At 60.0% G+C, this 20,077-nt stretch carries 18 protein-coding genes; 13 read left to right on the forward strand and 5 right to left on the reverse strand.

Annotated features, from left to right (window positions below):
• Positions 1 to 80 precede the first annotated feature (80 nt).
• The 7 genes from lepA (at position 81) to pdxJ (ending at position 6,358) form a co-directional block, all read left to right on the forward strand.
• Positions 81 to 1,877 carry a translation elongation factor 4 gene (lepA, locus tag KBY02_RS03170; RefSeq protein WP_225649813.1) on the forward strand — a complete coding sequence of 599 codons (1,797 nt, stop codon included), beginning with the start codon at positions 81 to 83 and terminating at the stop codon, positions 1,875 to 1,877.
• Positions 1,878 to 1,886: 9 nt separating this feature from the next.
• Positions 1,887 to 2,741, forward strand: coding sequence for a signal peptidase I (gene lepB / locus KBY02_RS03175; protein WP_003363711.1), 855 nt, complete (start codon positions 1,887 to 1,889; stop codon positions 2,739 to 2,741).
• Between the two features lie 114 nt (positions 2,742 to 2,855).
• Positions 2,856 to 3,233 (forward strand): DUF4845 domain-containing protein, encoded by a 378-nt coding sequence (locus KBY02_RS03180; RefSeq protein WP_003405344.1) that lies wholly within the window; start codon positions 2,856 to 2,858, stop codon positions 3,231 to 3,233.
• Complete coding sequence (gene rnc, locus KBY02_RS03185; protein ID WP_002554906.1) at positions 3,230 to 3,919, forward strand: ribonuclease III; 690 nt, start codon at positions 3,230 to 3,232, stop codon at positions 3,917 to 3,919. The genes KBY02_RS03180 and rnc overlap by 4 nt, the downstream gene beginning before the upstream one ends.
• Positions 3,912 to 4,814: a GTPase Era gene (gene era, locus KBY02_RS03190; RefSeq protein ID WP_003363707.1), complete on the forward strand. Its 903-nt coding sequence runs from the start codon at positions 3,912 to 3,914 to the stop codon at positions 4,812 to 4,814. The genes rnc and era overlap by 8 nt, the downstream gene beginning before the upstream one ends.
• Positions 4,815 to 4,874: 60 nt before the next feature.
• Positions 4,875 to 5,558, forward strand: a complete 684-nt coding sequence (recO, locus tag KBY02_RS03195) for a DNA repair protein RecO (RefSeq protein ID WP_024651043.1) — start codon at positions 4,875 to 4,877, stop codon at positions 5,556 to 5,558.
• Between the two features lie 59 nt (positions 5,559 to 5,617).
• The gene (gene pdxJ, locus KBY02_RS03200) at positions 5,618 to 6,358 is read left to right on the forward strand and encodes a pyridoxine 5'-phosphate synthase (RefSeq protein WP_011268754.1); all 741 of its coding nucleotides are present in this window, start codon (positions 5,618 to 5,620) and stop codon (positions 6,356 to 6,358) included.
• Positions 6,359 to 6,366: 8 nt separating this feature from the next.
• On the opposite strand, the gene cmoB is transcribed toward pdxJ, so the two are convergent.
• The 4 genes from cmoB to lon form a co-directional block, all read right to left on the reverse strand.
• On the reverse strand, positions 6,367 to 7,326 hold the full coding sequence (gene cmoB / locus KBY02_RS03205; RefSeq protein ID WP_003405349.1) for a tRNA 5-methoxyuridine(34)/uridine 5-oxyacetic acid(34) synthase CmoB: 960 nt from the start codon (positions 7,324 to 7,326) through the stop codon (positions 6,367 to 6,369).
• The gene (cmoA, locus tag KBY02_RS03210; protein WP_003405350.1) at positions 7,323 to 8,066 is read right to left on the reverse strand and encodes a carboxy-S-adenosyl-L-methionine synthase CmoA; all 744 of its coding nucleotides are present in this window, start codon (positions 8,064 to 8,066) and stop codon (positions 7,323 to 7,325) included. The genes cmoB and cmoA overlap by 4 nt, the downstream gene beginning before the upstream one ends.
• A 100-nt stretch (positions 8,067 to 8,166) precedes the next feature.
• Positions 8,167 to 8,559 (reverse strand): protease inhibitor I42 family protein, encoded by a 393-nt coding sequence (locus KBY02_RS03215; protein ID WP_003405351.1) that lies wholly within the window; start codon positions 8,557 to 8,559, stop codon positions 8,167 to 8,169.
• A gap of 201 nt (positions 8,560 to 8,760) precedes the next feature.
• On the reverse strand, positions 8,761 to 11,178 hold the full coding sequence (gene lon, locus KBY02_RS03220; RefSeq protein ID WP_225649815.1) for an endopeptidase La: 2,418 nt from the start codon (positions 11,176 to 11,178) through the stop codon (positions 8,761 to 8,763).
• Between the two features lie 178 nt (positions 11,179 to 11,356).
• On the opposite strand from lon, the gene KBY02_RS03225 reads away from it, so the two are divergent.
• Genes KBY02_RS03225 through KBY02_RS03240 form a run of 4 tightly spaced genes read left to right on the forward strand, consistent with a single transcriptional unit; the run spans position 11,357 to position 15,689 of the window.
• Positions 11,357 to 12,031, forward strand: a complete 675-nt coding sequence (locus KBY02_RS03225; protein ID WP_024639458.1) for a methylamine utilization protein — start codon at positions 11,357 to 11,359, stop codon at positions 12,029 to 12,031.
• The gene (locus KBY02_RS03230) at positions 12,028 to 14,382 is read left to right on the forward strand and encodes a putative bifunctional diguanylate cyclase/phosphodiesterase (protein WP_024642773.1); all 2,355 of its coding nucleotides are present in this window, start codon (positions 12,028 to 12,030) and stop codon (positions 14,380 to 14,382) included. Before KBY02_RS03225 ends, KBY02_RS03230 begins: the two co-directional genes overlap by 4 nt.
• Positions 14,383 to 14,385: 3 nt before the next feature.
• Positions 14,386 to 15,261, forward strand: a complete 876-nt coding sequence (locus tag KBY02_RS03235; RefSeq protein ID WP_104684506.1) for a DUF3034 family protein — start codon at positions 14,386 to 14,388, stop codon at positions 15,259 to 15,261.
• Positions 15,261 to 15,689, forward strand: coding sequence for a group I truncated hemoglobin (locus KBY02_RS03240; protein WP_003405356.1), 429 nt, complete (start codon positions 15,261 to 15,263; stop codon positions 15,687 to 15,689). Before KBY02_RS03235 ends, KBY02_RS03240 begins: the two co-directional genes overlap by 1 nt.
• Before the next feature lie 716 nt (positions 15,690 to 16,405).
• Here KBY02_RS03240 and KBY02_RS03245 read toward each other — a convergent pair.
• Entirely contained in the window at positions 16,406 to 17,398 is a 993-nt protein-coding gene (locus KBY02_RS03245) for a GntR family transcriptional regulator (RefSeq protein WP_371834307.1), read from the reverse strand.
• 347 nt (positions 17,399 to 17,745) lie between these two features.
• Here KBY02_RS03245 and KBY02_RS03250 point away from each other — a divergent pair, with 347 nt between their 5' ends.
• Both KBY02_RS03250 and KBY02_RS03255 read left to right on the forward strand, forming a co-directional pair.
• Positions 17,746 to 19,119: an amidase gene (locus tag KBY02_RS03250; protein ID WP_096104346.1), complete on the forward strand. Its 1,374-nt coding sequence runs from the start codon at positions 17,746 to 17,748 to the stop codon at positions 19,117 to 19,119.
• A 76-nt stretch (positions 19,120 to 19,195) separates the two neighbouring features.
• The gene (locus KBY02_RS03255; RefSeq protein ID WP_002554892.1) at positions 19,196 to 20,077 is read left to right on the forward strand and encodes a polysaccharide deacetylase family protein; all 882 of its coding nucleotides are present in this window, start codon (positions 19,196 to 19,198) and stop codon (positions 20,075 to 20,077) included.

Consider the following 20,077-nt stretch of genomic DNA (forward strand, 5'->3'; position numbering starts at 1 on the left):
CGCCTCTTGCTTAGTTCAGGTACAATTCCCGGCTATTTTTCGGCGGGCAATCTGCCTGCAACCTTTTTGAGTGTTGATCCGTGAGTGATTTGAGTCATATCCGCAATTTCTCCATCATCGCCCACATTGACCATGGCAAGTCGACGCTGGCCGACCGCTTCATTCAAATGTGCGGCGGCCTGACCGAGCGCGAAATGGAAGCGCAGGTGCTTGACTCCATGGATCTTGAGCGCGAGCGCGGGATCACCATCAAGGCCCATAGCGTTACCCTGTATTACAAGGCCAAAGACGGTATCACCTACCAGCTGAACTTCATTGACACCCCGGGGCACGTCGACTTCACCTACGAAGTCAGCCGTTCTCTGGCCGCGTGCGAAGGCGCGTTGCTGGTGGTCGATGCAGGGCAGGGCGTCGAGGCGCAATCGGTCGCCAACTGCTACACCGCCATCGAGCAGGGCCTTGAGGTCATGCCGGTACTGAACAAGATGGACTTGCCGCAGGCCGATCCGGACCGCGTCAAGGAAGAGATCGAGAAGATCATCGGCATCGACGCCACCGATGCCGTGGCGTGCAGCGCCAAGAGCGGCATGGGCGTGGACGAGGTCCTCGAGCGTCTGGTCGCGACCATTCCAGCGCCCACCGGCAATATCGAAGATCCGCTGCAGGCGTTGATCATCGACTCCTGGTTCGACAACTACCTGGGCGTCGTGTCTCTGGTGCGTGTGCGCCACGGCCGCGTCAAGAAGGGCGACAAGATTCTCGTCAAGTCGACCGGCAAGCTGCATCTGGTCGACAGCGTGGGCGTGTTCAACCCCAAGCACACGGCGACCGTCGATCTGAAAGCCGGCGAAGTAGGCTTCATCATCGCCGGCATCAAGGACATTCACGGTGCGCCGGTCGGTGACACCCTGACCCTGAGCACCACCCCCGACGTCGACGTGCTGCCCGGCTTCAAGCGTATTCAGCCACAAGTCTATGCAGGCCTGTTTCCGGTCAGCTCGGACGACTTCGAAGACTTCCGTGAAGCGCTGCAAAAGCTGACCCTGAACGACTCTTCACTGCAATACCTGCCCGAGAGTTCCGACGCGCTGGGCTTCGGCTTCCGCTGCGGCTTCCTCGGCATGCTGCACATGGAGATCATCCAGGAACGCCTGGAGCGTGAGTACAATCTCGACCTGATCACCACCGCGCCAACCGTAATCTTCGAGCTGTTGCTCAAGACCGGCGAAATGATTTACGTCGATAACCCTTCCAAACTGCCTGACCTGTCGGCCATCGAAGACATGCGCGAGCCCATCGTTCGCGCAAATATTCTTGTGCCGCAGGAGCACCTGGGCAACGTCATTACGTTGTGCATCGAAAAACGTGGCGTACAGCACGACATGCTGTTCCTCGGCACGCAGGTTCAGGTGAGCTACGATTTGCCGATGAACGAAGTCGTTCTGGACTTCTTCGATCGTCTCAAGTCTGTCAGCCGCGGTTATGCTTCGCTGGATTATCATTTTGATCGCTACCAGTCGGCCAACCTGGTCAAGCTCGACGTGCTGATCAACGCCGAGAAGGTCGACGCCCTGGCCCTGATCGTTCACCGCGACAACGCACACTACAAGGGGCGTGCGTTGACCGAGAAGATGAAAGAGCTGATCCCTCGACAGATGTTCGACGTGGCAATTCAGGCGGCTATCGGCGGTCAGATTGTGGCCCGGACAACCGTCAAGGCGCTTAGAAAGAACGTATTGGCCAAATGCTACGGCGGTGACGTCAGCCGCAAGCGTAAATTGCTGGAGAAGCAAAAGGCCGGTAAGAAACGCATGAAGCAGGTCGGCAACGTGGAAATTCCACAGGAAGCCTTCCTTGCAGTGCTCAGGTTGGAATAGTCAGGTCCTATGTCACTAAATTTCCCGCTGTTGTTGGTCATCGCTGTCTTCGTCTGTGGCGTGCTTGCACTGATTGATCTGGTCATCCTGGCGCCTCGTCGCCGGGCTGCCATTTCCAACTATCAGGGCAGCGTGGGCGAACCTGACATTGCTGTCGTGGAGCGCTTGAACAAGGAGCCTTTGCTGGTCGAGTACGGCAAATCGTTCTTCCCGGTGTTGTTTATCGTGCTGGTGCTTCGTTCGTTTCTGGTCGAGCCGTTCCAGATTCCTTCGGGCTCGATGAAGCCGACACTGGATGTGGGTGATTTCATTCTGGTCAACAAGTTCGCGTACGGCATTCGCCTGCCGGTACTGGACCAGAAGGTGATTCAGATCGGTGATCCGCAGCGTGGCGACGTGATGGTGTTCCGCTACCCGAGCGACCCGAGCGTCAACTACATCAAGCGTGTCGTGGGTCTGCCAGGTGATCGTATCCGCTACACCAGCGACAAGCGGCTGTTCATCAATGGCGAGCTGGTCGCCAAGAAGCTGATCGGCACCGAGCCCGGCACATTGGGCAGCGCGGAACTGTACGAAGAGCAGCTGGGCGAAGTCGAACATCAGATCCGTCAGGAAATGAGCCGCTACCGCGCGCCGCCTGACAGTGAATGGACAGTGCCTGCCGCGCACTACTTCATGATGGGCGATAACCGTGACAACTCCAACGACAGCCGTTACTGGGATGATCCCAACATTCCCAAGGACGAGCTGGGCATGGTCCCGGACAAGAACATCGTAGGCAAGGCGTTCGCGGTGTGGATGAGCTGGCCCGAGCCGAAACTGAGCCACTTCCCCAATTTTGCGCGCGTAGGGCTGATCAAGTAATCGATGCGGCGCTGCCTGAGCAGCGCCGCATGTCATTTGGGCTGACTGGAAACGCCTCTGAAGCATGAGTCGACCCGGTCAGGAGGCGTTGCACTCTTGAGGTCGAAGTCGAACATGACGTTCTCTACTTCTCAAAAAGGCTTTTCTTTCGTGGGCTGGCTGTTGCTGCTGGCGCTGGTCGCGTTTGCGACGAGCACGGCCTTCAAGCTGGTCCCGCACTACCTCGACTACATGACGATGAAGAAAATCATCGAAGCGGTCGACACCAACAAGACCCTGGACATCACCACGGTCGACGATTTTTACGGTTATGTCGGTAAGAACATGCAGGTCAACAGCATTCGGGATATAGATTTGAACAAGGCGTTGAAAGTGACGGTGGAGAACAATGCGTTCCAGGCTCATTTGAACTATGAGCAGCGTGAACCGTGGTTCCAGAACATCGATCTGGTGTTGAAGTTCGACAAGCAATTCAGCGTGGGTAAACCGTGAGCGTATCCTTGAGCCGCCTTGAGCGTCAGCTCGGCTACACCTTCAAGGATCAGGAGCTGATGGTCCTGGCCCTGACCCATCGCAGTTTTGCCGGTCGCAACAATGAGCGTCTGGAGTTTCTCGGTGATGCCATTCTCAACTTCGTGGCCGGCGAGGCGCTGTTCGAGCGCTTCCCCCAGGCTCGCGAAGGCCAGTTGTCCCGCTTGCGCGCGCGGCTGGTGAAGGGTGAAACCCTGGCGTTGCTGGCGCGTGGTTTTGATCTGGGCGAGTACCTGCGCCTCGGCTCGGGCGAGTTGAAAAGCGGTGGTTTCCGTCGTGAGTCGATTCTCGCCGACGCGCTCGAGGCGCTTATCGGGGCGATCTATCTGGATGCAGGCATGGAAGCGGCGCGCGAGCGCGTCCTGGCCTGGCTGACCACCGAATTTGACAGCCTGACGCTGGTGGACACTAACAAGGACCCCAAGACCCGACTGCAGGAATTTCTCCAGTCGCGGGCCTGTGAACTGCCGCGTTACGAGGTGGTGGATATCCAGGGCGAACCGCATTGCCGGACGTTTTTCGTCGAATGCGAGATCAACCTATTGAATGAAAAAAGCCGAGGACAGGGTGTCAGCCGCCGGATTGCCGAACAGGTAGCCGCCGCAGCAGCACTCATCGCCCTGGGCGTGGAGAACGGTCATGAATGATACAACCGCAACACGCTGTGGCTATGTTGCCATTGTCGGCCGTCCCAACGTAGGCAAGTCCACGCTGCTCAACCATATTCTCGGTCAGAAGCTCGCGATCACCTCGCGCAAGCCGCAGACCACGCGCCACAACATGCTGGGCATCAAGACCGAGGGCGCCGTGCAGGCGATCTATGTCGACACTCCCGGTATGCACAAGAATGGCGAGAAAGCGCTCAACCGTTACATGAACAAGACCGCTTCGGCGGCGCTGAAGGACGTCGACGTGGTCATCTTCGTCGTCGATCGCACCCGCTGGACGGACGAAGACCAGATGGTTCTGGAGCGCGTTCAGTATGTCCAGGGTCCGGTCATCCTGGCGATCAACAAGACCGATCGCATCGAGGACAAGAGCGACCTGATGCCGCACCTGGAGTGGCTGCAGGGCCAGCTGCCGAATGCGTCCATCGTGCCGATCTCCGCGCAGCATGGCCACAACCTCGAAGCGCTGGAAAGCCTGATTGCCTCGCACCTGCCCGAGAATGACCACTTCTTCCCGGAAGACCAGATCACCGATCGCAGCAGCCGCTTTCTGGCCGCCGAACTGGTTCGCGAGAAGATCATGCGCCAGTTGGGTGCCGAGCTTCCGTACCAGATCACCGTCGAGATCGAAGAGTTCAAGCAGCAGGGCCGCACCCTGCATATCCACGCGCTGATTCTCGTCGAGCGCGACGGACAGAAGAAGATCATCATTGGCGACAAGGGCGATCGCATCAAGCGCATCGGCAGTGATGCGCGTCGTGACATGGAACTGTTGTTCGACTCCAAGGTGATGCTCAACCTCTGGGTCAAGGTCAAAGGTGGCTGGTCCGATGACGAGCGCGCCCTGCGTTCCCTTGGCTACGGCGACCTCTAAGCTGTCCTTTCGCCCGACCTTTCGGTGGTCGGGCGAACACTTCCCTTTCGAGCCAGCCTGATGAGCACGCCCACCGGCCAACCTGCTTATGTGCTCCACAGTCGTGCGTATCGCGAAAACAGCGCGCTGGTCGACTTCCTCACGCCTCAGGGTCGTCTGCGTGCCGTGCTGCGCAGTGCCAAGGGCAAGGCGGGTTCGCTGGCACGCCCGTTCGTGCCCCTCGAGGTCGAGTTTCGAGGGCGGGGCGAGCTGAAGAATGTCGGCCGCATGGAAAGCGCGGGCGTCGCTACCTGGATGACCGGCGAGGCGCTGTTCAGCGGCATGTACCTCAACGAGCTGCTGATTCGCCTGTTGCCTGCCGAAGACCCTCATCCTGCCGTATTCGAACATTACGCTGCCACGCTGCAGGCCCTTGCTCTGGGGCGTCCGCTGGAGCCGTTGCTGCGTTCGTTCGAATGGCGCTTGCTGGATGACCTGGGCTATGGCTTCGCGATGGACGCCGACATCAACGGCGAACCGCTGGCCATTGATGGCATGTATCGCCTGCAGGTCGATGCCGGGCTCGAGCGTGTGTACCTGCTTCAGCCCGGTCTGTTTCAGGGCGCGGAATTACTGGCCATGTCCGAAGCCGACTGGAGCGTCCCGGGCGCGTTGTCCGCTGCCAAGCGCCTGATGCGTCAGGCGCTGGCAGTTCACTTGGGCGGTCGCCCTTTAGTCAGTCGTGAACTGTTTCGCAAGCCTTGATCAGGCTTTATTCTCTACAGCCTGCTTCGACCAGCTCGCCCATTTTTCTGGAGACCACCGTGACCCACAGCACTCGTATCCTTCTCGGCGTGAACATCGACCACGTAGCCACCTTGCGTCAGGCCCGTGGCACGCGCTACCCGGACCCGGTAAAGGCTGCCCTGGATGCCGAAGAGGCAGGCGCCGACGGCATCACCGTCCACCTGCGTGAGGACCGCAGACACATTCAGGAGCGCGATGTCCTGCTGCTCAAGGATGTCTTGCAGACCCGCATGAATTTCGAGATGGGCGTCACCGAAGACATGCTCGCCTTCGCCGAACGCATTCGTCCGGCGCACATCTGCCTGGTGCCTGAGACACGGCAGGAGCTGACCACCGAAGGCGGTCTGGACGTGGCGGGGCAGGAAGCGCGGATCAAGGCGGCGGTCGAGCGACTGGCGAAGATTGGCTGCGAAGTTTCGCTGTTCATCGACGCCGACGAGCGTCAGATCGCCGCTTCAAAGCGCGTCGGCGCCCCCGCCATCGAACTGCATACCGGTCGCTATGCCGACGCTCAGACCCCGACCGAAGTCGCCGAAGAACTGCAGCGGGTCGCCGATGGCGTAGCGTTTGGTCTCGCCCAGGGGCTGGTCGTCAATGCCGGTCACGGCCTGCATTATCACAACGTCGAAGCCGTCGCCGCGATCAAGGGCATCAACGAACTGAACATCGGCCACGCGCTGGTGGCTCATGCTCTGTTCGTCGGCTTCAAGGCGGCAGTGGCCGAGATGAAGGCGTTGATCGTGGCGGCAGCCAGATAACTCGTCCCTCAGGGCTTGCGCCCCACGATCACCGCACGCATGGGGGCAGGCAGGCCCTCGACTGTCTTGCTGTGATCGGTGGGGTCCAGATAGTCGCTCAGGGACTGAAAGCGCATCCACTCGGTGCTGCGTTGTTCGTCGACCGTCGTGTGGCTGACGTCGACGCAACGCACATCGGTGAAGCCGGCACGGCGCATCCACAATTCCAGAGCAGGCACTGAAGGCAGGAACCAGACGTTGCGCATCTGCGCATAACGATCTTCCGGGACCAGCACCTGATGGACATCACCCGGCACTACCAGGGTTTCCATCACCAGCTCGCCGCCTTTTACCAGACAGTCTTTCAAGGCCAGCAGGTGGTCGATGGGGGATTTGCGGTGATACAGCACGCCCATCGAGAAGACTGTGTCGAAGCCTTCCAGATTGGCGGGCAAGTCTTCCAGCGCGAACGGCAGGTGCCAGGCGGGCAGGTCAGGCAGATAGCGCTGCATGGCCTGGAACTGACAGAAGAACAGCCAGTTGGGGTCGACCCCGATCACGCTGTCGGCCCCGGCGCCAAGCATGCGCCACTGGTAATAACCGTTACCGCAGCCGACATCCAGAACGCGTTTGCCCTTCAGGTCCAGGTGTGGCGAAACCCGCGACCACTTCCAGTCCGAGCGCCATTCGGTGTCGATATGCACGCCGAACACATTGAACGGCCCCTTGCGCCACGGTGACAGGCCAAGCAATGCCTTGCGCAGCACGGTGCGGGTCTCGCCGTTGCACTCGGCTTCCAGGGTAAAACTGTCGATCAGGTCGATTCGCTCGGGCTGCAGGTCGGGCAAGGCATCCAGCGCACTTTGCCAGCGCTGCAGGTCACCGTGACCCTTGGCCATCTTGGTGTCGAGCTGGGCTTGCAGGCCATTGGCCCAGTCGGCCAGAGGGGTTCCCGCCAGACGACGGACGAGGGGAGCGAGATCAATCATGGCAGGGCAATCAACGAGGTGAAGTTAAGGCATTGAAACCAGGGCACCACCTTGGAAAAACCTGCGGCAAGCAGGCGTTGGCGGTGTTCTTCGAGGCTGTCGGGTTTCATGACGTTTTCGATGGCGCTGCGCTTCTGGGCAATTTCCAGGTCGCTGTAGCCGTTGGCGCGTTTGAAGGCGATGTGCAGGTCGGTCAGCAGCGCCTGTTCCTGCGGGTCATCGAAGCGCAGTTTTTCCGAGAGAATCAGCGCGCCGCCGGGCACCAGTGCGTCACGAATGCGACCGAGCAATGCCAGGCGCTGGTCGGGAGCGATGAATTGCAGGGTGAAGTTCAGCGCCACCACCGAGGCCGGTTTGAACGCCAGCGCGAGGATATCGCCTTCGAGCACCTGCACCGGCAACAACTCCTGAAACATGGAGTCCTGCGCGTTGAGGTATTCACGGCAACGCTCGACCATGGCACTGGAGTTGTCTATCGCGATGACCTCACAACCCTCGCCACGCACATGGCGGCGCAGGGCCTGGGTGACGGCGCCCAGAGAGCTGCCCAGGTCGTAAAGCACAGTGTTTGGCTGGGCAAATTGCGCGGCCAGGACACCGAGGTTTTCGACAATCGTCGGATAACCAGGCACCGAGCGTTTGATCATGTCCGGGAATACCCGCACCACGTCTTCGTTGAAGGCGAAGTCAGGTACCTGGGTCAGCGGCTGGGCGAAAATACGATCGGTTTCTTTGCTCACGGCGATTCCGGCGAAGGCTTTGAAAGGCGGGCATTCTAGCCAAGTTGCCGCCGGGATGCATGGTGCAGTACGTGCTGTCGGACAAGCCGCGCGCAACGCCTCACTTCACGCTGATGGCGCACTCGAAGGTCTGCTCCGGGGCGACTTCGGGTGCCCAGGGCTGCTGATAGACCATCATCAGCCGGCCGGTCCCGGCATCGGTGGCCTTGAAGCGCCAGACCGACTGCCCACCGTTGCCGACCATTTCCTTGCTCTCGGCGTTGGCATACACCTCAGGGCCCAGGCTGCGCAGGATGTTCTGGGCCGGGTTCTGGGTCAGCCAGCGAAAGCCGGTGGTCGGGTTGCTGGGCAGGGTCAGGATCAATGTCTGCCCGGACGTGAGTGTCAGCGGGCAGTCGCTTTGCGTGTCGATGGAAACAATGTTTTTCGGCGTCTGAGCGCACGCCGTCAGCAGCGCAAGGCTCAGCGGGGCAATGAAACGGGCAGGGGTCATGGCAAGTTCCGGTATCGCGATACGAGGCGCAAGGATAACTGATCGGAGTTTTGTGGGGGAGTACGACAGGTGTCGCGCTGTGGATCGGACGCAGAGCGTCCAGAACTGCATTCTCACTCACGCTGGAGCTTGCGGAACGAGAGGCGCCCGATAGAACACCTCTTGTGCCAGTTCAGCGTGGGACCTGCGCAGTATCAATCTTTAGAACAACACCTTCACCACGTCGGCGAAGCGTTTGGCGAAGTGCACGGTAATGCCTTCCTTGAGATAGTCCGGCAGTTCTTCGAAGTTGCCACGGTTAGGCTCCGGCAGGATCAGTTCGTGGATCTTCTGACGCCGTGCGGCAATGACTTTTTCGCGGACGCCGCCGATGGGCAGTACATGCCCGGTCAGGGTCAGTTCGCCGGTCATGGCGACGCCTTTTTTCGGTGGCTGGTTGCGGGCCAGGGACAGCAAGGCGCTGGCCATGGTCACGCCCGCACTCGGGCCGTCTTTCGGGGTGGCACCTTCGGGAACGTGTACGTGCACGAACGCCTCATCGAAGAACTTCGCATCACCACCAAACTTCGACAGATTGGCGCTGACGTAGCTGTAGGCAATTTCGGCCGACTCCTTCATCACATCGCCCAATTGCCCGGTCAGCTTGAAGCCGCGGTTGAGCGTATGAATGCGCGTCGCCTCGATCGGCAGGGTAGCGCCGCCCATACTGGTCCAGGCCAGACCGGTGATCACGCCGGTGCCGGACAGCACCTGTTCGCTGCGGAACACCGGCATGCCCAGCGACGCTTCGAGGTCTTTCGGCCCGATCTTGAGCACTGAATCGGGCTCGTCCAGCAGTTTCACGACAGCTTTGCGCACCAGCTTGCCAAGCTGTTTCTCCAGATGCCGCACACCGGCTTCGCGAGCGTAACCCTCGATGACGGCGCGCAGTGCGCTGTCGCTGATGCTCAGCTTGTTTTTCGCAACGCCGGCTTTCGCCAACTGCTTGAGCCACAAGTGGCGTTTGGCGATTGCCAGCTTCTCTTCGGTGATATAGCCGGACAGGCGAATCACTTCCATCCGGTCAAGCAGCGGGCCGGGGATCGAGTCCAGCGTGTTGGCCGTGCACACGAACAGGACCTTGGAGAGGTCCAGGCGCAGGTCCAGGTAGTGATCGAGAAACTCGACGTTCTGTTCCGGGTCCAGGGTTTCCAGCAGGGCAGACGCTGGGTCGCCCTGATAGCTCTGGCCCATCTTGTCGATTTCATCGAGCATGATGACCGGGTTCATGACTTCAACGTCTTTCAACGCCTGCACCAGCTTGCCCGGTTGCGCGCCGATATAGGTACGGCGGTGGCCCTTGATTTCCGCCTCGTCGCGCATGCCGCCCACGCTCAGGCGATAGAACGGTCGCCCCAGCGACTCGGCAATCGAGCGCCCGACACTGGTCTTGCCCACCCCCGGCGGGCCGACCAGCAGCACGATCGAGCCGCTGATTTCACCCTTGTAGGCACCCACTGCAAGGAATTCGAGAATCCGCGCCTTGATATCGTCAAGCCCGGCATGGTGCTGATCGAGTACCTTGCGTGCGTGCTTGAGGTCCAGCTTGTCGGCGCCGTAGACGCCCCATGGCAACGAGCTGGTCCAGTCCAGGTAATTGCGTGTCACGGCGTATTCGGGCGAGCCGGTTTCCAGCACCTTGAGCTTGCCGATTTCTTCGTCGAACTTCTTGCGCGCCTGTGGCGGCAGGGTCTTGCCTTCCAGGCGCTGCTCGAACTGTTCGATGTCGGCGCTGCGATCGTCCTTGCTCAGGCCCAGCTCCTGCTGAATGACCTTGAGCTGTTCCTTGAGGAAGAACTGCCGCTGATGCTCGCCGATCTTGCGGTTCACCTCGGCAGAGATTTCCTTCTGCAGGCGTGCAACCTCGACTTCCTTGCGCAGCATCGGCAGGACTTTCTCCATGCGCCTGAGCATCGGCACACAGTCGAGTACTTCCTGTAATTCGACACCGGTGGCCGAGGTCAGGGCAGCGGCAAAGTCGGTGAGCGGCGAGGGGTCATTGGGGCTGAAACGGTTGAGATAATTCTTCAGCTCTTCGCTGTACAGCGGGTTGAGCGGCAGCAGTTCCTTGATCGCGTTGATCAGGGCCATGCCGTAGGCCTTCACTTCATCGGTCGGCTCATTGGGCTGCTGCGGGTATTCGACTTCTACCAGATACGGCGGGCGATGATGCTTGAGCCAGGTACGGATGCGCACCCGGCTGAGGCCCTGCGCGACGAACTGTAAACGACCATTTTCACGACTGGCGTGGTGAACCTTGACCAGAGTGCCGTACTCTGGGAGTGCGTCAGTCTTGAAGTGGCGTGGATCTTCCTGCGGAGTGTCCATGAAGAACAGCGCCAGCGAATGGTGCTCGGACTTGCTGACCAGCTCCAGCGTTTCGGCCCACGGCTCTTCATTGACGATGACAGGCAGGACCTGCGCCGGAAAGAACGGACGGTTGTGGATCGGAATGATGTAAACCTTGTCGGGCAGGTTCTGGCCGGGCAAGGCCAGCGAGGTGCTGTCGGAACTCAGAGACACGTCGTGCTCGTCTGCGTCATTGGGCAAGTCTGGCGAGTCTGTCTGCTGGTCGCTCATGGGGCACCTGAGAAGTTGAACATGGCTCTTAGATGGGGCAGCGGCTCTCAGGTTTCAATAGTCTTGGTCGATAGTCTGTAAAGCGGTTGGAAAACCGTTATTTATTAGCGGGCCTGTCAGGGCTGACAAGAACGGGCTTACTTCATTTACAGCGCCGCCGGTATGGGTTGAATCAGGCATGACCAACGTATTTATTTCTGCATTAGTGGCAGGACTGTGGATAGCATCGGCTGCAAACGCATCGGCTTCCAGCTTTACTGCCCAGGTAATGGACAAGGAAGGCAAGCCCCTTGCAGATGCGGTGGTAACGCTCAAAGGGCCGTCCGATCCTTCACCTATCGTGTTGAAGGCGTCAATGGACCAGCGTGATCAGGAGTTTGCACCACATGTACTGGCCGTCCACGCCGGCACCCAGGTCAAGTTTCCCAACAGCGACAACATCCGCCACCAGGTCTACTCCTTTTCTCCGGCCAAGCGCTTCGAGTTGCGGCTTTACGAGGGCGTGCCCTCGGATCCGCTGTTGTTCGACAAGCCCGGCGTGGTGGTGCTGGGCTGCAACATCCACGACTGGATGGTCGGTTACATCTACGTCACCGACGATTCATGGTTCGGCGTGACCGACAGAAACGGCCTGCTCAAGCTGGATCAGGTGCCGGCCGGGCATTATGCCGCCACCCTCTGGCATCCGCGCATCGCGGACATGCAGCCTGTATCGGGCGGCGAGTTCGAGGTGCCGGCGGCAGGCCTCACCCAGCGTTTCAACCTGGCGGTCGAAGTGGAGGCCGAGGACAAACCCGGCAAGCCCGCACCGGGCCGCTTCGGTGACGCCTTCCACGAGGCCACGCATGAATGAAATTTAAAGCCAGCTTTCAGGCGCGCATCGCCGGGGTTCTGATTGTCCTGTTGCTGATTGTCGTGAGTGCGGTTTATCTCGCCGTCAAGGTTGCAACGGGCGATGCGGTGCGTACTCAGGCCCAGGCACAACTGGAAGTGGGTAGCCGCGTGTTCGAACGGCTGATCGATCTGCGCGGCAAACGTCTGCGTGACACGGTGCAGTTGGTGGCCGCCGATTTTGGCTTTCGCGACGCCGTGGCCAGTGCCGATTCCTCGACCATTCGCTCGGTGTTGCTCAACCATGGCAAACGCATCAACGCCAGCGACATGTTCCTGCTGGGCATGGATGGCGTGGTGATTGCCAGCACCGTGCCGAAAGTCCCCGAGGGTTCCAGATTTGTCTATGACCAGGCCCTGCGCAACGCCAAACGTGCCGGTCAGTCAGTGCTCATTGTGCCCGGCGGCGGAGACCCTCATTTGCTGGTGGAGGCCACCGTTCTCGCGCCATTGCCGATCGGCCGCGTGGTCATGGGCTTTACCATCGACAGCGATATTGCCGAAGAACTGCGTTCGCTCAGCGGTCTGGAAGTGTCTTTTCTCACCGTAGAAGACGGTAAGACCGGTGATCTGATCAGTACCCAGCCAGCGGCCCTGCACGCGGGTTTGATCGAGCTGATGCGCAGCTCCTCGGAAGGCCAGATGTTGCTGACCGAGCAATCGAACCTTAACTTTCTCAGTCAGACCCTGATGCTCGCCAACACCAGCAATGGCGGCGACGGGCAGGTCATCGCGCTGTTGCAGAGCCCTCTGGACAAGGCCTATCAGGCATTCGCGCCACTGAATCAAAAGATCTTCTGGATTTCCATGGCCGCCCTGGTGGCCTCGCTGATCGGCACACTGGCGCTGGCGCGAAGCGTCTCGCTGCCGGTACGGGCCCTGGCCACGGCGGCCAAACGTATTGGTGATGGCGACTATAAAACGCCGGTCGCGCTGGTGCGTAGCGATGAACTCGGCATGCTCGCCGACGCGATCAACACCATGCAGCAGGGCATTGCCGTGCGCGAGGGGCAATTGGCCCACAACGCCCTGCACGACAATCTGACCGGGCTGCCCAACCGGGCGCTGGTGATGGAGCGTCTGGGCAGTTCGATTGCGGCACATCGCGGGGTTGCCCTGTTGTCTCTGAGCATCGAGAACCTCGCCACGATCAGCGAAAGCGTGAGCGCCGAAGGTGTTGACCAGTTGTTACGGCAGGCGGGTCAGCGCCTGCAAGGTAATCTGCGCGCCGGCGATACCGTGGCGCTTCTGGGGGCCAACGAGTTTCTGCTGCTACTGGACAACACGTCCAGCGCTGGCGCGGTGGGCATGGCAGACGCTGTGCAGCGTCTGCTCAGTGAGCCGCAGCGTATCGACAATCATGAGCTAGAGCTTGAGTGCTGCATTGGTATCACGGTCTACCCGGAACACGGTGATTCCGCCCAGGAATTGCTCAGCCGTGCGGCCATTGCCCGCAAGGATGCCACGTTCCTTCCCGGTCGCCTGCAGATCTATCAGGATGGACGTGACCTGGCCCACCAGCGGCAGATCACGCTCATTCGTGACCTGCGCAAGGCCGCGCAGAATGGCGAACTATCGCTGCATTACCAGCCCAAGCTGGATATTCGTCAGGGCTATGTGCGTCAGGCCGAAGCGTTGTTGCGCTGGGCTCATCCGCAGTTCGGCAGTGTCTCGCCCGCCGAATTCATCGTCCTCGCCGAGCGCACCGGAAGCATTTACCTGCTGACCAATTGGGTGATCGAAGAGGCAATGCGCCAGTTGGCCGTATGGCGCCAGCGCGGTCTGGTCCTGCAGGTATCGGTGAACATTTCCGCTGATGACCTGCTGGGTGATGACCTGGTCGGCTATGTCGTGAAACTGCTCAAGCAATACGCCGTGCCTGCCGAACAACTGTTATTCGAGATCACCGAAAGTGCAGTCATGAGCGAACCGGAAAAGGCACTGATCGTCCTGCATCGCCTGCGCGATTGCGGCATCAGCCTGTCGATCGACGATTTCGGTACCGGTTACTCGTCATTGGCGCACTTGAAGCGTCTGCCCGTGCAGGAGCTGAAAATCGATCAGTCTTTCGTGCGCAACCTGGATGAAACCAGTGAAGACGCAGTGATCGTGCGGTCGACCATTGAAATGAGCCACAACCTCGGACTGAAGGTGGTGGCAGAGGGTGTCGAGTACCAACACAGCCTGGACCTGCTCCGGCGTTGGCACTGCGATACGGCCCAGGGTTACCTGATCAGTCGACCGCTGACCGCGTCGGCATTCGAGGCATGGATTGCCACGTACCAGGCGTCACCCGGTCTTATGGTGAATTAATTCATGTTGCACAAAACATCGCTGCTGTTAGGGTCTTTGCTGGTGGGTATGGCGGGCGTTGCTCCGACGCCCGCTTTGGGCGACAACGGCCGGTTGATCGCCACGGGCGGCGCGACCAGCATTGAAGGGAGCGCCGGCGGCGGCATAACCCCGTGGGCGGTGATCACCGGCTACAGCGAGCAAGGCGAGTGGGGTGCTACCGCCTTCGCCACGCACGTGAATCTGCCGGACTACAACCTTGATGTGGCAGGCCTGGCGGTCGCCTATGGCAATCGCGTGGAGTTTTCCTATGCGCATCAGCGTTTCGATATCAGCAACCTGCAGCACAGGCTCAGCCTGCCGGACGATAACCTCAGTCAGGACGTGTTCGGCGTCAAGGTACGGCTGTTCGGCGACCTGATCTACGAAAGCCTGCCGCAGGTTTCTCTGGGTGTGCAGTACAAGCATCAGCACGATTTCCTGATCCCCAGCCTGGTCGGTGCCCGGCGTGACTCGGATGTCGAAGGCTACCTGACGGCCAGCCGGTTGCTCATGGGCGCGGCATTCGGCTACAACGTCGTGGTCAACGGCGGCGTGCGTTACAGCCGCGCCAACGAAACCGGACTGTTGGGGTTTGGCGGCGATCGCCGCGACAGCCGCAGCCTGCTCAAGGAGGGTTCGGTGGCGGTGCTGTTCAATCCCCGCTGGGCGCTGGGCGTCGAATATCGCGAGAAGCCGGACAACCTGTCGTTTGCAGGCGAGAGTGACTGGGCCGATGTGTTTCTCGGCTATTTTCCCAACAAGCACCTGTCCGTGGTCCTGGCTTACGCCCGTTTGGGAGAAATCGCCACGCTGGACAACCAGAACGGTACCTATTTGTCTGTGCAGGGGAGTTTTTGATGAGGCGCTTGCTGATAGCCATGATGCTGACGCTGCTGGCCGGTTGCGCGCAGCAGCAACAACCACCCAAGGATGACAGCCTCTACCAGGACCTGGGTCAGCGTGCCGGTATCCAGCGCATCGTCGAAGGCATGCTGATAAACGTGGCCAGGGATCAGCGGATCGTCGAGCACTTCAGGAAAGTCGACATCGTGCGGCTGCGCGACAAACTGGTCGAGCAACTCTGCGTCGAGTCCGGCGGCCCGTGTCGCTATACCGGCGACAGCATGGCCGAGGCGCACAAGGGCCAGAACCTGACGCCCAGCGATTTCAACGCGCTGGTCGAAGATCTGATCGCCTCGATGGACACCGAAAAGGTCCCGGTCCCCGCACAAAACCGCCTCATCGCCCGTCTGGCACCGATGCGCGGCGAAGTGATCGGCAAGTAAGTCGTAGCCTGGACCTTAAAAAATAGAACGCTCGTGTAGGAGCGAACTTGTTCGCGAAGAGGGCGTTTGGGCAGCAGAAATGTTGTGAATGTACAGGCCCTTTCGCGGACAAGTCCGCTCCTACAGAAACCGGGTTTCACATCGAGTGCGAGTTGACTCGTTTATAGCGTGGCATGCGCTGCCGGGCGCTACGAAATCGGACGCTTGTGCAGGCGCGAACTTGTTCGCGAAGAGGGCGTTTGGGCAGCAGAAATGTTGTGAATGTACAGGCCCTTTCGCGGACAAGTCCGCTCCTACAGAAACCGGGTTTCACACCGAGTGCGAGTTGACTCGTTTGTAGCGTGGCATGCGCTGCCGGGCGTTACGAAATCGGACGCTTGTGCAGGCGCGAACTTGTTCGCGAAGAGGGCGTTGGGGCAGCAGAAATGTTGTGAATGTACAGGCCCTTTCGCGGACAAGTCCGCTCCTACAGAAACCGGGTTTCACACCGAGTGCGAGTTGACTCGTTTATAGCGTGGCATGCGCTGCCGGGCGTTACGAAATCGGACGCTCGTGTAGGAGCGAACTTGTTCGCGAAGAGGGCGTTTGAGCAGCAGAAATGTTGTGAATGTACAGGCCCTTTCGCGGACAAGTCCGCTCCTACAGAAACCGGGTTTCACACCGAGTGCGAGTTGACTCGTTTATATAGCGTGGCAGCGAGAGTGATCCAGCCCACCTCAACTCAACCGCGTCAGATACCCCGGCACTTCCTGCTCCGGCAATACCGACAGGACTTTCAGGCGTTGCAGCATGCGCTGCCGGGCGCGCAGCAGGTGTTCCTTGAGGTTCAGGGCGGCGGCGTCGAAGGCGCCGTGCAGCAGCAATTCGATGATTAGCCGGTGTTCGGCCAGCATCGCTTCATCGGCGCCAATGCTCAGCAGGCGATAGAAAATCCGGTTGATGATCATCGGGCTCTGCGCCTGGCTGATCAGCATGGCGATCTTGCGGTTTTGCAGGCCGCCCAGGCATTGCTGATGCAGGTCGTCCTCAAGGCGCTCGATTTCCTCAAGGCTGCACTGTTCGGCGTTTTGCGCCTCGACGACCCTGGCCAGCATTGCCTCCAGGGTTTCGCGGCTCAACTGCGGCGCCGTCTGGCGCAAGGCTTCGGGCTCAAGACAGGCACGCAGTTCGTAGTCTTCAGTGATTTCCCGGGCCGTCAGCGGCCCCGCCAGCCATTGCGAGTAAGGCTCTTTTTCCACCAGGCCGCGATCGCGCAGACGCATCAGCGCCTCACGAACCACTGCGCGGCTCACTCCGTAATGCTGCGCGGCGCTCTGTTCATCCAGCCGGTAGTGACCAAACGCGATACAGGCCGACAATGCCGCACCGATCTCATCATGAATACGTTCGCCGAGCGGGCGGGTGTCGACCAGTTCTTCACTGCTGTCCAGCCCGAACTGCTTGTGGCTCAGGCTCAGGCGCAGCGGCTCGACTTCCTGCGCGTCAGGATTTACCAGATAACCCCGGCCGTCGAAACGGCTGATCAAGCCTTCTTCATGCAGCAGATTGAGCGCCTTGCGCACCGGCACCCGGCTGGTGCCGAACAGTTCTGCCAGCGGTGCTTCAAGCAGTACCAGTCCATTGGCGGCCGCGCCCGAGACGATAGCGTTACGCAACACCTCGCGGATCATGGCGTAGCGCGACGCGGTGCGCGGGTCCTCTTCTGACATCGGTTTCATACACTTCTGGCGGTTGACGGACGATTCTCGCACAGAAGCGCTGTTGTCACCTTGGCACACGTCCTTATGCTCGTTCATGGGGCCCCCGTTACTTTTTTGCACTAAAATGTACCTTTTATAAAAGATACATTATTTCTTTATGACGATCTGGTGCGCCGGCGAAGCCTTATCGCAACTGATTGATGCCTTTGCAAAAAGGTTTCTAGTACGGCGGTTCCAGCGCGAAAGGGCCATCAGCTCGATCGGGTCAGTGCGTCGCGACGTGCAGATTGGCATGGAACCTGCCTTTACTAAATGTACATTTTATTAATAAGTACATTTTTAAAGGTGTGATGTCCATGACCGATACCGGGAGTCATAGCGTTACCCGTGATGCCTGCGCACTGGCCGAGGATTTTGCTCAGGGGCGCAGTAACCCTGTGCAGGCTCTGGACAAGGCCCTGCAACAGGCAGAAACCGCCGATCATGTGTTCATTTCCATGAGTATCGAACGGGCACGTCGGGAAGCTGAAGCCTCTGCGGCCCGCTGGCAACAAGGGCAGCCATTGAGCCCCTTCGACGGCGTGCCCATCGCCTGGAAGGATCTTTTCGACGTGGCAGGCAGCGTCACGACCGCCGGCGCCGCGGTGCGCAACAACCTGTCGCCCGCGCTGCTGGATGCGCCGAGTGTCGGGCTGCTGGCAAGGTCCGGGATGGTCAGCCTGGGCAAGACCAACCTCAGTGAGTTCGCTTATTCAGGGCTGGGCCTGAACCCACATTTCGGCACGCCGATCAACCCCAACAGCGACAGCTCGCCGCGCATTCCGGGCGGTTCGTCTTCAGGTTCGGCAGTCGCCGTGGCCAACGGAACAGTACCGATTGCAATGGGCACCGATACCGCCGGTTCTATTCGTGTGCCGGCAGCGCTCAATGGCCTGGTGGGTTTTCGCAGTACCAGCCGCCGCTACAGCCGCGACGGCGTTTTCCCGCTGGCGCTGACGCTGGACAGCGTCGGGCCACTGACCCGCAGCGTGCGCGACGCTCTGGTGATCGACGATCTGCTCTGTGCGCGCAGCAAACCTTCATCGTTGATACCACGCAGCCTGGCCGGTCAGCGTTTTCTGCTCGATCAGGCGGTGCTGGAAGACGAGCGCGTCACGCCGGCCGTTCGCGACAACCTGTTGCGTGCCGTCGAAGCCTTGCGTGCAAGTGGCGCGCTGATCGAGGTCAAGCCTTGCCAGGCATTTCAGGCCACCTTGCTGTTGATCCAGCAACAGGGCTGGCTTGGCGCAGCCGAAGCGTTCGCGCTGCATCAGGCGTTGCTCGACAGCGACGCCGCCAGCCAGCTCGACCCCAGGGTTCGCAAGCGCCTGGAGGCCGCCCGTTCCATGCCGGCCAGCCTGCTGGTCAATCTGTATGCCGCGCGCGAGCGCTTGCAGGAGCAGTTGACCCTCGAACTGGACGGTGCGCTGCTGATTACCCCGACCGTGGCCCATGTGGCGCCGCCGCTCGCACCGCTGCTCAAGGACGACGATCTGTTCGTTCAAACCAACCTCGCCACGCTGCGCCTGACCATGCCCGGCAGTCTGCTGAACATGCCCGGTGTGTCACTGCCCAGCGGCCGCGATGCCTCGGGCCTGCCCACCGGGCTGTTGCTCAGCGCACCGGCAGGCGAAGACGCACGGCTGCTGCGTGCGGCGCTGACTGTGGAGTCGTTGATAGCAGCCCCTTGAACACGTTTTGCAGTGCCAACCGGCCCGCGCGCCGTACAACGCGAAGCCGATCTGATTAACCCGTGGGAGAACAACGATGGCCAAAGAAATTCTGTGTGCGTTTGGTGTGGATGTGGATGCCGTTGCCGGCTGGCTGGGCTCCTATGGTGGCGAGGATTCGCCGGACGACATTTCCCGCGGCCTGTTCGCCGGTGAAGTCGGCGCGCCGCGTCTGCTCAAGCTGTTCGAGCGTTACGGTCTGCGCACCACCTGGTTCATACCGGGGCACTCCATGGAGACCTTTCCCGAGCAGATGAAAGCCGTGGCGGATGCCGGGCATGAAATCGGTGTGCATGGTTACAGCCATGAAAACCCGATTGCCATGACCCCGGAGCAAGAGGAGATCGTCCTCGACAAGTCCATCGACCTGATCACGCAAATGACCGGCAAACGTCCGACTGGCTATGTCGCGCCATGGTGGGAGTTCAGCAACGTCACCAACGAGCTGCTGCTCAAGAAAGGCATCAAGTATGACCACAGCCTGATGCACAACGACTTCCACCCTTACTACGTTCGGGTGGGCGACAAGTGGACCAAAATCGATTACAGCCAACATCCGGATACCTGGATGAAGCCTCTGGTGCGTGGCGAAGAAACCGATCTGGTGGAAATCCCAGCCAACTGGTATCTGGACGATCTGCCACCGATGATGTTCATCAAGAAGGCGCCGAACAGCCACGGTTTCGTCAACCCTCGGCACCTGGAAGAGATGTGGCGCGACCAGTTCGACTGGGTCTATCGCGAACACGAACACGCTGTGTTCACCATGACCATTCACCCGGACGTGTCTGGTCGCCCGCAAGTGCTGCTGATGCTGGAGCGCTTGATCGAGCACATTCAAAGCCATGCTGGCGTCAAGTTCGTCACTTTCGACGAGATTGCCGACGACTTCGTGCGTCGCAACCCCCGTACCCGCTGA

This window comes from Pseudomonas sp. P129 (assembly GCF_020312195.1).
Classification (GTDB): Bacteria; Pseudomonadota; Gammaproteobacteria; order Pseudomonadales; family Pseudomonadaceae; genus Aquipseudomonas; species Aquipseudomonas fragariae.

Excerpts from the sequence above, each read along its gene's own strand:
- lepB (WP_003363711.1), top strand. The coding sequence starts at position 1,887 with ATGTCACTAAATTTCCCGCTGTTGTTGGTCATCGCTGTCTTCGTCTGT.
- KBY02_RS03225 (WP_024639458.1), top strand. The coding sequence starts at position 11,357 with ATGACCAACGTATTTATTTCTGCATTAGTGGCAGGACTGTGGATAGCA.
- KBY02_RS03250 (WP_096104346.1), top strand. The coding sequence starts at position 17,746 with ATGACCGATACCGGGAGTCATAGCGTTACCCGTGATGCCTGCGCACTG.
- lon (WP_225649815.1), bottom strand. The coding sequence starts at position 11,178 with ATGAGCGACCAGCAGACAGACTCGCCAGACTTGCCCAATGACGCAGAC.
- KBY02_RS03180 (WP_003405344.1), top strand. The coding sequence starts at position 2,856 with ATGACGTTCTCTACTTCTCAAAAAGGCTTTTCTTTCGTGGGCTGGCTG.
- KBY02_RS03255 (WP_002554892.1), top strand. The coding sequence starts at position 19,196 with ATGGCCAAAGAAATTCTGTGTGCGTTTGGTGTGGATGTGGATGCCGTT.
- KBY02_RS03240 (WP_003405356.1), top strand. The coding sequence starts at position 15,261 with ATGAGGCGCTTGCTGATAGCCATGATGCTGACGCTGCTGGCCGGTTGC.
- recO (WP_024651043.1), top strand. The coding sequence starts at position 4,875 with ATGAGCACGCCCACCGGCCAACCTGCTTATGTGCTCCACAGTCGTGCG.
- KBY02_RS03235 (WP_104684506.1), top strand. The coding sequence starts at position 14,386 with ATGTTGCACAAAACATCGCTGCTGTTAGGGTCTTTGCTGGTGGGTATG.
- KBY02_RS03245 (WP_371834307.1), bottom strand. The coding sequence starts at position 17,398 with ATGTCAGAAGAGGACCCGCGCACCGCGTCGCGCTACGCCATGATCCGC.
- KBY02_RS03215 (WP_003405351.1), bottom strand. The coding sequence starts at position 8,559 with ATGACCCCTGCCCGTTTCATTGCCCCGCTGAGCCTTGCGCTGCTGACG.
- KBY02_RS03230 (WP_024642773.1), top strand. The coding sequence starts at position 12,028 with ATGAAATTTAAAGCCAGCTTTCAGGCGCGCATCGCCGGGGTTCTGATT.
- era (WP_003363707.1), top strand. The coding sequence starts at position 3,912 with ATGAATGATACAACCGCAACACGCTGTGGCTATGTTGCCATTGTCGGC.
- cmoB (WP_003405349.1), bottom strand. The coding sequence starts at position 7,326 with ATGATTGATCTCGCTCCCCTCGTCCGTCGTCTGGCGGGAACCCCTCTG.